We start from the raw sequence: 11290 nt of genomic DNA, 5'->3' as shown, positions 1-11290 counted from the left end.
GCCCACTGCTCTTCGTTCAACCAGAACAACCGGCTCATGGCGAATCATCCTCCCATGAGCCAATTGAATCATTATTCAGCCGTTGAGTTTAGACCCTAGCGCCTCGACCTCGGTGGACGACGCCTGGTCGGCCTTGATGGCCATGGCGCGGCGGCCGAGCGCCTCGACCGCGCGGACGACCTGTTGCGCCTGCTCCGGCGAGGCACTGTAGCTGAAGGCGACATCGGCGCCGTCCTCGGCGAGGCGGCGCACAATCGCCGCGCCGATGCCACGCGAGCCGCCGGTGACGAGAGCCACCTTGCCGCTCAGGGGATGGGACAGCCGTGACATGATCTTCACTCCGTTGGTTGGTCGTGGGGTGAAGATGGACGGATAATTCCCGACGAATTAGCCCTGAATGATTTGACAGATTGGCAAGCATTCATTGAAAATCGGCCCATGGAGACCCTCGCCAACCTCGAAGCTTTCATGCGCAGTGCCGAGCATGGCAGCTTCTCCGAGGCGGCCCGCCGGCTGTCTCTCACGCCGGCTGCGGTGAGCCGCAACGTCGCAATGCTGGAGCGCAATCTCGGCGTTCGGCTGTTCAGCCGCTCAACGCGCCGGCTGACCCTCACCGAGGCCGGCGAAACCTTCCGGCACTCCATCGGGGACAAGCTCGAAGGGCTGCAGGCGGCAATTGCCAGCGTGTCAGCGGATGGCGGTGAGCCGGCGGGGACGCTCAAGGTCAGCTTGCCGCCGACCTTTGGCCTCAACTACCTGATGCCGCTGCTGCCGGGCTTCATGGAGCGCTACCCGCGTATCAGGCCGGAATGGCATTTCGAGAACCGGCCGGTCGATCTGATCATTGAAGGGTATGACGCGGCCATTGGGGGCGGATTCGATCTGTCGCCCGGCATCGTCGCCCGTACGCTGGCGCCGGCTCATCTGATCGCGGTGGCGTCTCCGGCCTATATGAGACACCGCGTGCCGCCCGTCGATCCGACAGGGCTCGGCGATCTCGACGGCATCGTCATGCGTTATCTGCGCACCGGTCGTATCCGCCACCGGACCATGCGGGACGCCGCCGGCCGGGAAGTTTTTGCGCCATTGCGCGAGAGCCTGGTCGTCAACGAACCGGCCGCCATGCTTGAGGCGGCGCTCCTCGGCCTAGGCGTCGCGCTGCTAGTCGTGGCCGACGTGCTCTCGGCACTGGACGACGGCCGTCTCGTCCGTCTCGTGCCGCGCTGGTACTGCGACGCCGGGGCCATCTCACTCTACTATCCCTCGCGCACCCTTCTGCCCGCCAAGACGCGCGTGTTCATCGACTGGGTCGGCGATGCGTTCAAAGCCCGGAAGCTGGCGGAGCGCTTCGCGGGAAGCCTGTCGTAAAGCCTGTCTCAGCGGGCGCGTTTAAGTGCGCGCGGGCCACCGGCAATCCTTCGGCCCAAGTGCCTGTCTGGTCTGGTGCTGGACCTCGAGGCGCCGCGCCTGGCAACATGGTGGCCTCCTTCCGCAAGCTTGCCCTTCACACGCCCGCGGCAGACCGCTTGACCGACCAGACGTTGCCACGCGGGTGGGCGCCGTGCGCCGGCTGATCTGCGCCAACAGCAGAAATCAGCTGGTTGAACTATAGAGGACGTTCGGCTTCGCGCCTCCATCTCGGTCATTGCTCTGGCGACGGCCACGGCCCAAAAGCCGACCTCAGCGGAGGTGGGGCACGTCGGCACCTTTGCGCCAATAGCGAACTTTCAGCGCCCCTACGGAAGGCGGCCCTTGAGGGCTTCAGCACCACCCAAAACCAGATCCGGCCGACGCCGGAATCCATTCGGCAGAATTTGGTGACCGTACGCCACGCAGCGAAGGCCGCATATGTCAGGGGACCATGCCGCTTGATCGAAGGCTAAACGTCTGGGGCGGTTCGCGGGTAATGTAGGGAGTATGTTGTGTCTAATTCGCTAGCAATAGGAGGCTCGCACTGTAAAATCGGCGCCGGCTCGGGCGCCGGCTCGGGCGCCGGCTCGGGCGCCGGCTCGGGCGCCGGCTCGGGCGCCGGCTCGGGCGAGCAGGGCTTTTCACGACAATGGACTCGGTCACAAGCCATTCGGAACAAGGACGCGGATGCATTGCCAGTATGACATTATCGGTTCGCATAACGTCGATCAGTCTTTTGGGGGCGGCAACCTAACGTGACGAGCCTCGCTGTGCGACTGTTAGAGATCGACGACACGCAGCTCGAAGAATTTATCGAGCTGTGGGTGGAGCGTCGTTCCCAGCAATACGATCGGGTCGAACGAATTGGCGCGGCGAACGACAAGGGCCGCGACGTGATCGGCTTCCTGACCCGCGCTCGGCACGAAGGGCCTTGGCATCTCTTTCAGTGCAAACGCAAGACGCGAGGCGGCAAGCTTGGGAAGTCCGAGGGGCTCGCCGAACTCGGCAAGGTGTTTTTCCATCATTGTCAGGGGGCATACAAAACCCTGCCCGAAAAATATGTGTTCGTTGCACCGCGCGGCATCGTCGGCTCGTTGATGGATCTGATCAACAATCCTTCGACCCTGCGAACCGCGTTGATCGAGGGCTGGGAAGAGCACTGCTCCAAGAGCATAACCCGGCGCGAGACGGTGGCGCTAACCCCGGAAATCAGGGCGGCGATCGAGGGCTTCGATTTTTCGCGCGTCGAGCACCTGACCGCACCAATGCTCGTCAAGGACCAGGCCGCGGGACCAGCCTTGTCCAAGGTGCTTGGTCTGGTGCCGGACGAGGCGCCCGCCGGCGACACGCCGCCGGCCATTCAGCCGGAGGAGGCACATTATGTTGACCAACTCCGGCACGTCTATGGGGAGGCCAGCGGCGGCGCCTTCATAACGGCCGACGATGTCCTGGCGCACGCCGATCACGGCGAGCATTTCCGCGATCAGCGCACTCGCTTTTTCGAAGCCGCTTCATTCAAGCGGTTTCACCGGGACAATACGGCTCCTGGCGCGATTGGGACGTTTGAAGACGACGTCTATCACGGCGTCATCGAGGTGCACCGCGATCGACACGAGACGCTTCTCCGACGCGTCGACGCGGTCATGAAACACGCATCGATCCTGCCGGCTAGTTTGATCGGTCGCACGGTACGCATTCCCGTGAAGCAAGGGATTTGCCATCACCTCGCGAATGACGGGCGGCTGAAATGGGCGCCGTGAGCGGAAGCGATTTTGCAGGACTATTCAACTCTCCTCTCGAGGCGGGCATCAGGGCCGTCGTGGTGCTGGAGCATTTGCGGCCGGAAACACTGGACCTCGCCGAGATGGTCCTGTTCGACCATGTCGTCGTGCACACCGCTGATCTGGGCGGTCCCCCTAGCCTGCATCCCGAGGTCCCCGGTCGGAAAGGTGAGCTTCTGGTCCGGCGGAGATTGATCGAGGCGAGCTTGCAGCTCATGCAGCGATGCCATCTCGTCGACCAGGAGAGCGCCGAGGAAGGCATCGTTTATCGCGCCTCCGAAGAGGCCGCGGCCTATGTCGAGCTGCTCGAAACGGAATACTCCGTGCAGATGAAGGCTTGTGCTCGTTGGCTCGCCGAGCAGGTGAAGACCCACAGCAAGGTACAGTTCAAGCGGCTAGTGCGGGAGCGGATCGGCGATTGGACCGAAGCGTTCCAGACAGGCCCGACATGAGCACTTCCAATCCCGCGCGCTTCCTCCTTCGCCGTCTTGCGATTACGGGGCCTGGAAAAAAGCCCGTCACCCTCATATTCGGAGAGCGCATCAACGTCGTTTGGGGCGCCTCGAACAGTGGCAAGTCCTATATCGTCAAGGCGCTCGACTTCATGTCTGGCGCCAAGACGCCCCTGCCGCCGATCACCGAGGCCCAGGGCTACGACAAATGCTGGCTCGAGATCGAACTTCCTATAACCGGCACTGTCACGTTGGAGCGGGCGATGAAAGGCGGAGATTTCGGTCTCCACATCGGTTCGGTGGATCCGGAGGCGGCTGGTCGGCCCGATCGGACACTATCCTGGGATCATCGCGGCAAGGGCGAGAGCCTGTCGGGTTTCCTGCTCGGCGAACTCGGGGTCGGCGCGAAGGAGATTGCTCGAACGCTGACGGGCGACAAGAACGCTTTCACGTTCCGGCACTATGCCGCCTTCGTTTACACCGAAGAAACGAATATGATGGGGGAGTGGAGCCCCATACGAATTTCGGACCGCAGCGGTGAGACATTCGACAAGAACGTTCTGAAATTCATCCTGACCGGCCTCGACGATTCCGCGATCGTCACCACGCAGAATCCCGATTCCCAGCGAACCGCGAACTTGGGCAAGGTCGAGATCATCGACGAGATGATTGTGGCCGCGCAACTGGAATGGGAGCGGGATTATCCCGGCGACCCGGACCTGAACAATCAGGCCGAAAAGCAAACCGCAGCGATCCGCGACCTCCAGCAGACAATGTCGGATCGCCAGTCGCTCTTGGACGATCTTCGCCTGGATCGCCGGTCAAAAATGGAATCTCTCAGAGACGCCCAGGAGCGCCGGACCGAGATATCGCTCTCGCTGCAACGGTTTACTTTGCTCAAGAGCGTTTATGAAAGCGATCTGCAGCGACTGGCATCGCTCGAGGAAGGGGGCTCGGCTCTGCTGGCGGGCGCGCGCAGGCCCTGCCCCCTTTGCGGCGCCGATCCATCGCATCAGCTTCACGCGCATGGCGTCGACGAGGTCGAGATAACCCAGAGGGCGGTTCGGGCCGAGATGGCTAAGATCGCGTCGGAGCGGGCCGACCTTGCCAAGGCAACACGTTCTCTTGAAGCCGAACAGGAAGGATTGCTGAAACGCGCCGAGCGGCTGTCAGGCGAGATCGAAGACATCGACCGACAGCTCGATGAGGTGAAGCCGCTGGAAGTCGCCACGCGCCGCACCTACGAGGAGTTGGACACGGCCCGCTTCGTGACCAGGCAGGGCCTTGCCCTGCGACAGCGCATTGACGAGCTTCATCGCCGAAAGACGCAGCTTGAGGCGTTCAAACCGAAGTCCCTGCCCCGCGGCAGCGTGACATCCGGCATAGATGGTGTGACCGGGCACGAATTTGCCACCACCGTGCAGACGGTGCTTCATGCTTGGCAGTTTCCGGGGCTGCCGACCGTCTCCTTCGACGATAAGACGCACGATATTCTCATTGACGGAAAAAGCCGTCGCGCGAACGGCAAGGGCGTTCGCGCGTTGATGAACGCCGCGTTCAAGATCGGCGTCCTGCTGTACTGCCGGCAGAAGGAGCTTCCCCATCCAGGAATCGTGGTTCTCGACAGTCCTCTGCTGAGCTACCGCGATCCGCTCACCTCCAGGCATGGCGAGTTGGATGCTGACGAAAAGCAGGTGAAGGATAGCGGCCTCAAGGAGCACTTCTATCGGTTCCTGGTGGAGCAGAAAGATCAGGCCCAGTTCGTAATCATAGAGAACGATCCGCCTCCGATCGCCCTTGGCGAAGGATCCATCGTGACGTCCTTCGCCGGTTCGCAGGGAACCGGTGAGCGGCGAGGCTTGTATTGAGGCGGCGATCCGGCAAGACCCCCCGCCGGTAGAATTCTGGAGGTTGCTTGGTCTCGATCAATCGCGCCTGGTGGGAGCATCTCGCTCCGAAGCCGATGCATCGCCGGTTTCGGGAGGTCGAGACATTGCTGCGCCAATGGTGTCGGTCCGAGTACGGCGCACACTGGCTTAGGATCGCAAGGCAGAAGCACGGGGTGATCCGTGTGAAACCAGGCCAGTTCATCCCGGTCGTCCACTTCATCGCGCTCGGCGATAGTCCGGTATTCATCGCGCCCCAGCTCAAAGTCAGGCTGGGCCACCGTATGGTGGGCTCCGATCAGTTTCGATCGGGCCACACACTTGAAGAAGGCGAACTCGCGCTTGGACCTGTAATACGCCTTGATGTTGTTGAGGATCACGCGCTGCTGGCCGCCGCAGCGCGCGGAGACATTTCCACCCACATCGCTGGCGTGAAGACTCCAAGCCAAGTATTTTCGGCGCCAGCGCCTCTACTTCTCGCTCCAGACTCATTTCCGAGAAAGAGCTTCGTGCTCTATCAGCATATTTTCGGTGCGGGATCGTCATATCCCGACGATGGATTCTTCTATGTCGGCGTCACGACCCGTAGCTGGCAGAAGCGATGGGCAGAACACCGACGGGCGATCGAGACCGGAAGCCCCTTGCTGTTTCACCGAAAGCTGCGCGAAGAGATGGACGCTGGCCGTGTGACCTACATCCACCATAAGATCATGGCGATTACCGATGATATCGAGCGGCTCTATGCGACGGAGGAATGGTTGGTCGAGGGGCATTGGCACGACGAGCGGCGACTCAACATGATCCCGGGAGGCAAATCGGGACTGCGATATCTTCGCGAGAATGGCATGTTGGCCGAACGGATTGTGCCGGAGCCAGACGAACGCGACCGACTTCTTGAAGCCTGGTTACGCGAGCATCCACGCAAGGGCCTTCCCGCCCCCTGGGTCTCAGAAAAATGGAAGGACGACGCCTGGGCCGTCGCCCAGATCTGTGGTCGCGACGACCGCCTCTCCGTCGAGCAGGTTCGGGCTATTCGAGAGCTGGCGAGGAACCACCCGGCAGAGATGATCGCCGCGCGCATCGGCGCGCGGAATAGAGAACAGGTGCAGCGGGTGATCGACGGGGAGACCTATACACGTGTGATTTAACAAGGTCGGGCGACCCCTGCGTGCGTGCCGCGTCGCAGCAGTCCGCTCTTCTGCAAAAAGACGTGGCCAAATAACCGGTACACGCATAACGTTGCGAATAGGTAGTGGGGGAAATTCTATTTGCCGGACGCCGCTTCTATTTCAGTCAAGGAAACACTTGCGCTGTTCGAAGGCGAATTCGCAGGGCTGAGCAACGGCGCCGCGCACGGGCAATATGCGTTCTGGCTCGGATCAGGCATATCGCGCGATCGTGTCGTCGGGCTCGACGGCGTCCTGGCAAAGCTCCTCGAATTCCTGCGTGCCCGTTCCACCGCGGCGGCAGCGTGCGGATACCGCTTGGCGCTCGAGAAGATCATCGGGATGGCCGCTCCCTCGGAAGACGAACGCGCGGGCATCGACCTCGCCCAGCCGGTATCGACCTGGCCAAGCCTGAAGAATATTCTCAAGCGCCTTTGGAATCAGTATTCGGCCGTGCTGTCGGTGGAGATACCGGGCGAGAAACTCGATTACTTGCTATGGTTCGGCCTCGACTTTCCCCACACTTTCGGCGCACAGTCCGCCGACGCAGAGCATCTGGCCATCGGCATGCTTGCTCTCGAAGGGGTCGTGACCGAACTCGCCACCGCCAATTGGGACGGCTTGCTCGAAGCGGCGATGCAGGAGCTCGGCTATGACGAGACCTTTTATCGGATCACCGTGACTGGCGAAGACCTCCGCAATCCGGCCGCGGCAGCCATTCTCTACAAGTTTCACGGCTGCGCCCTACGCGCGATCGCCGACGAGACTGGCTATCGCCCGCTGCTCGTCGCGCGTACCGCCCAGATCACCGGCTGGAAGAGCAACGAGACCTTCAAGATCGTGCGCGATCAGCTTGGCGCCCTCGTTCAGCGCAGCCGAACGCTCATGATCGGCATGTCGGCGCAGGATGAAAACATCAAGCATCTCTTCGCCTCGATGAACGCCCAGAAAGGCTGGAAATGGACCGACCAGCCGACCCCGATCGTGTTTTCCGCGCAGGAACTCGGCGACGATCAGAAGAACGTTCTGATCGGAGCCTATGGTGAGGCCGACTACGAGGCGCACCGCGACGAGATCTGCAAAGCGGCGCGGCTCCAGGCCTACGCCAAGCCGTTGCTGCTGGGGCTGCTTCTCCATGTTCTCGCTGCCAAGCTCGAGGTCCTGGCTAGCGATGCACAGGCAGCCAATCTCGATCAACCGGCGCGGACCGCGATCGCCGAGGGGATAAGGGCTCTCCGCGACCGCGTGGCCGATGCCGGCGATGCCGACCGGCCTGCACTTGCCCGCGCCATAGCGGCGGGGCTCGCTCGCGCCCGCCACCAATTGCAGAACGGCGTCAGCGCCGCAGGTGTGCAGACCTATTTCCCGCTCGACGGTGAACCGGTGCACCGCATGAAGAACAAGCTGGCCCTGAAAAGTTCGGGCCAGCGAGAAGCTGCCGTGGCCTTGGGCCTGATCGGAATAGAGGAACAGGCGGCGAATTGGGTCAGTTCGATCGACGACCCTGCGGATCCGCGAACCGGCGCCCTGCGGCTCACCTCGCCAAACGCCAGCACACGCATCTTTTTCGCCGCCAATGACGACACCGTCACCAGCCTGCTCGACGCGGGCGCCTTCGACGAGACGGATGACGATGCCGTGGTGATCTGCTCCGGGCGGGTCTCCGAGCGACAGCAGCGCAGTCCGAGTGGCGCCATGCGCAGCGGCGCCCTTGGGCCGCGCTATGTCGCATTCGGTCCGATGCTCGGCGGCGCTGCCGACCTCGACGAACTGCGCGACCGGTTTCGCGGCGAGGTGGGACTATGAGCACGGCGGACCGCGTCCTCGATATTCTCCTTCAAGAAGGTGGCTATCGCCAGCTTCCCAAGCCCTTCAAGATCGGCTCGATCTCCTTCGACTTCACGCATGCGCTCGTCGCCGGCGAACGAGCCAATGACCTCGTCATCGTCATCGAGCTCAAGGGCGATACCGTCGATGACGGGGTGACGCGGAAGGTTATGGCGCTTACCCGCGCTCTGGACGTGATGCGATCGAAACGGCCCGTGACCGCGGTTCTCACCTCCGGGCAACCGCGCGCCGAAACCCTCCAGTCGATCAGCAAGGTGTGCCGTGTCCTGCCGGTCGGCGCGCCGACTGGACCTGACGCGATCAGCGCGGTGCGCGACTGGCTCGCCGTCCTGTTGCCACTGACCCAGCCGCCTGCCGTCGACACGCTGCTCGATTGGGAAGCCGACCTGCGCGCCGCCACGGCGGCGTCCGCCACGGGCGAACTCATGGACGCCGTCATCAGCGCGGCGCCGCGCGGCAAGGAGGCGGTCGAAACGGTGCTTGCTGACGCGATCGCCGGCCCCGTCGATGCCGCCATCGGCGATGAAGGGGACGAGGAATGACTGGTGTTCGGCTGAAGAACCTCGTCGTCGAGAACTTTCGCAGCCTTCGCGGCAAGGTGGTCGTGCCGCTTGACGCTCAGGTGGTGCTGATCCACGGCACCAACGGTATGGGCAAGACGAGCGTGCTTTCCGCACTCGAGCTGGGGCTCACCGGCAAGATCGCGCATCTCGCGGCCGAGGGGCCGAGATACCAGTCATATCTCACCACGCTCGACACCGGCGGCGGCTCGATCTCGCTAACCACGACAGCCCCTCTCATCGACGGAGCGGCCACCGCCGGCGCCCTCGCCTTTTCCGACAACACCTTTCTTCCCAATCCCCTGCTCGATGCCGACAAGGCCCGCTTCTTCGCGGAGCGATGCTATCTGCCGCAGGCCACTCTCGGGCGCCTGCTCGAGATCTATGACGACCAGAAAACCGGGACGACGTCGCCGCTGACCTTGTTCGTCAAAGAACTGCTCGGCCTCGATCCGCTCGACGCATTGGTCGACGGCCTCGATCACGCTTTCAACGTCACGCGCGTACGCAAGCTTGTGCCGGACTATCGTCGCCTTGAGGCGCTTAAATCCTCGCTCGACGACGAGCACCGCCGCAAGGACCAGGCGATCGACGAAGCGGCAAAGGCCGCTGGCGAACGGCTCACCCGCCTCAATGAAATCCTCTCCTCGATCGTCGTCGACGGCGCGGTGCTGGTGGTCAAGGAGACCACCGAAATGGGCCACCTCAAGGACAGGCTGCAAGCCGCCCGAGACGGCGATCGTCAACTCATGGACCTCACCCGCACGCGCTCGGAATTGCGTGGGCTCCACGAACGATGGCGATCGCTGCCGTCGCAAGAATTAAGCCTCGACCAGGCCGGAAGGGAAAGGGCTGATCGGGCGGCGGGCGAAGTGCTCGCCACATGGCGGGCGGCGGGCGGCGATGCCCTCGAGACCGCGATCAACGCGGTCCGCGCCCATTTCTCCGACGTGCCCTCATTGGAGAACGGCCCCGAGCAAGGCAGATCGGAGGCGCAGCGTCGCGCGCAGGCAGAAGCCGTGCGTTGCGAAAGACTGCTGGCGACTCACGCTACGGGAAGCGCAAGGGTCGCGACCTTGAATGCGACCGTGCAACGCGCTTCCACACGAATCGAGGAGCTCAACCGGGACCTTTCCGGTGCGGCTGAAGATGCAAAAACGCTCGCGAACGCACTCGCCGGCATCGTTCCCCACATCGACGGCGAGATATGTCCGGTCTGCAGCCGCAACTACGCCGAGATGAACGCCGGGTCGCTGTCGGCTCATGTCGCCGCCAAGATCGCATCCCTGACCAGCGAGGCCGGCCGTATCCAGTCGCTGGCGACAGCGCGGGCCGAAGAGAGTTCGCGTCTGGCTACCGCCCAGCGCGACCTGCTCAGCGCCGCAAACGGACAGCTTTCTGCCGAAGACCTCGCCGAGCTCACCGTGCGCCAGGCCCAGATGACGGACCTGGCGCAACGCCTGTCCGACCTTCAGAAAACTGCCGCAGAAGGAAGCAGTTTGATTGCCGACGCGGCCGCCGCCCGACAGGCGGTGATGACAGCCCGCCGGCGAGACGAGCAGTCGGTCTCACTGCTTCCCGAAATCGAGACCATGGTGCAGGCCGTTCTGCAAAAGTCGACCAGCAGCTTCGAGAGCATCGATCGCGCGCTCGCCGAGGCCCTTAGGACTGTCGAGGAGCGCGTCACAGAGGCCGAGCGCGTCGCCGCCGTCAGGATTAGGGCCGGCTCGGAGCTCGACCTGCGTATCCACGACATCGCCCAGATCGCCATCCTGCGATCGGAACGCGATGAGACGCTGGCGCGCCTCCAGACCCTCGACACGGCATTCAAGGAAATCGACGCTACGCGCGGATACGCGAAGAAGGTCTCCGAAGCCGCCGACAAAGTGCGCTCTGACATCGTCAAGAAGGTGTTCAACACATCACTCAACAAGGTTTGGCGCGATCTGTTCGTAAGGCTGGCCCCATCGGAGCAATTCGTACCCGCGTTTCGGCTTCCCATCGGCAGCGGCGGCAAGGTCGAGGCCGTGCTTGAAACGCTGCATCGCTCCGGCAAGGCGTCCGGCTCGCCGGGAGCGATGCTCAGTCAGGGCAATCTCAACACCGCTGCGCTTACCCTTTTCCTCGCGCTTCATCTATCCGTTCCGGTTCGCATGCCTTGGCTGATACTCGACGACCCTGTCCAGT

At 62.8% G+C, this 11290-nt stretch carries 8 protein-coding genes and 1 pseudogene; 8 read left to right on the top strand and 1 reads right to left on the bottom strand.

Going from position 1 to position 11290, the window contains the following annotated elements:
* Positions 1 to 96: 96 nt before the first annotated feature.
* Positions 97 to 321 (bottom strand): annotated as a pseudogene (locus HUW53_RS21400) (SDR family NAD(P)-dependent oxidoreductase); the annotation flags it as partial.
* Positions 322 to 438: 117 nt separating this feature from the next.
* On the opposite strand from HUW53_RS21400, the gene HUW53_RS21395 reads away from it, so the two are divergent.
* From HUW53_RS21395 to HUW53_RS21360, 8 genes are all read left to right on the top strand, one after another.
* A complete protein-coding gene (locus HUW53_RS21395; RefSeq protein WP_237347773.1) occupies positions 439 to 1368 on the top strand; it encodes a LysR family transcriptional regulator in 930 nt (309 codons plus the stop codon).
* Positions 1369 to 2165: 797 nt separating this feature from the next.
* The gene (locus tag HUW53_RS21390; RefSeq protein WP_237347772.1) at positions 2166 to 3170 is read left to right on the top strand and encodes an ABC-three component system protein; all 1005 of its coding nucleotides are present in this window, start codon (positions 2166 to 2168) and stop codon (positions 3168 to 3170) included.
* Positions 3158 to 3643, top strand: coding sequence for an ABC-three component system middle component 2 (locus HUW53_RS21385; RefSeq protein WP_237347771.1), 486 nt, complete (start codon positions 3158 to 3160; stop codon positions 3641 to 3643). Before HUW53_RS21390 ends, HUW53_RS21385 begins: the two co-directional genes overlap by 13 nt.
* Positions 3640 to 5511, top strand: coding sequence for a hypothetical protein (locus HUW53_RS21380; protein WP_237347770.1), 1872 nt, complete (start codon positions 3640 to 3642; stop codon positions 5509 to 5511). Before HUW53_RS21385 ends, HUW53_RS21380 begins: the two co-directional genes overlap by 4 nt.
* 47 nt (positions 5512 to 5558) lie before the next feature.
* Positions 5559 to 6677: a GIY-YIG nuclease family protein gene (locus HUW53_RS21375; RefSeq protein ID WP_237347769.1), complete on the top strand. Its 1119-nt coding sequence runs from the start codon at positions 5559 to 5561 to the stop codon at positions 6675 to 6677.
* 120 nt (positions 6678 to 6797) lie between these two features.
* The gene (locus tag HUW53_RS21370; RefSeq protein WP_237347768.1) at positions 6798 to 8501 is read left to right on the top strand and encodes an SIR2 family protein; all 1704 of its coding nucleotides are present in this window, start codon (positions 6798 to 6800) and stop codon (positions 8499 to 8501) included.
* Positions 8498 to 9085, top strand: a complete 588-nt coding sequence (locus HUW53_RS21365; RefSeq protein ID WP_237347767.1) for a hypothetical protein — start codon at positions 8498 to 8500, stop codon at positions 9083 to 9085. The genes HUW53_RS21370 and HUW53_RS21365 overlap by 4 nt, the downstream gene beginning before the upstream one ends.
* Positions 9082 to 11290, top strand: a 2209-nt coding sequence (locus tag HUW53_RS21360; RefSeq protein WP_237347766.1) for an AAA family ATPase, incomplete at its 3' end; no start/stop codon positions are given. The genes HUW53_RS21365 and HUW53_RS21360, both read left to right, overlap by 4 nt.

Origin of the sequence: Xanthobacter agilis (genome assembly GCF_021730435.1) — a bacterium.
Classification (GTDB): domain Bacteria; phylum Pseudomonadota; class Alphaproteobacteria; order Rhizobiales; family Xanthobacteraceae; genus Xanthobacter; species Xanthobacter agilis.
This window is presented reverse-complemented; position numbering and strand designations above follow the sequence as displayed.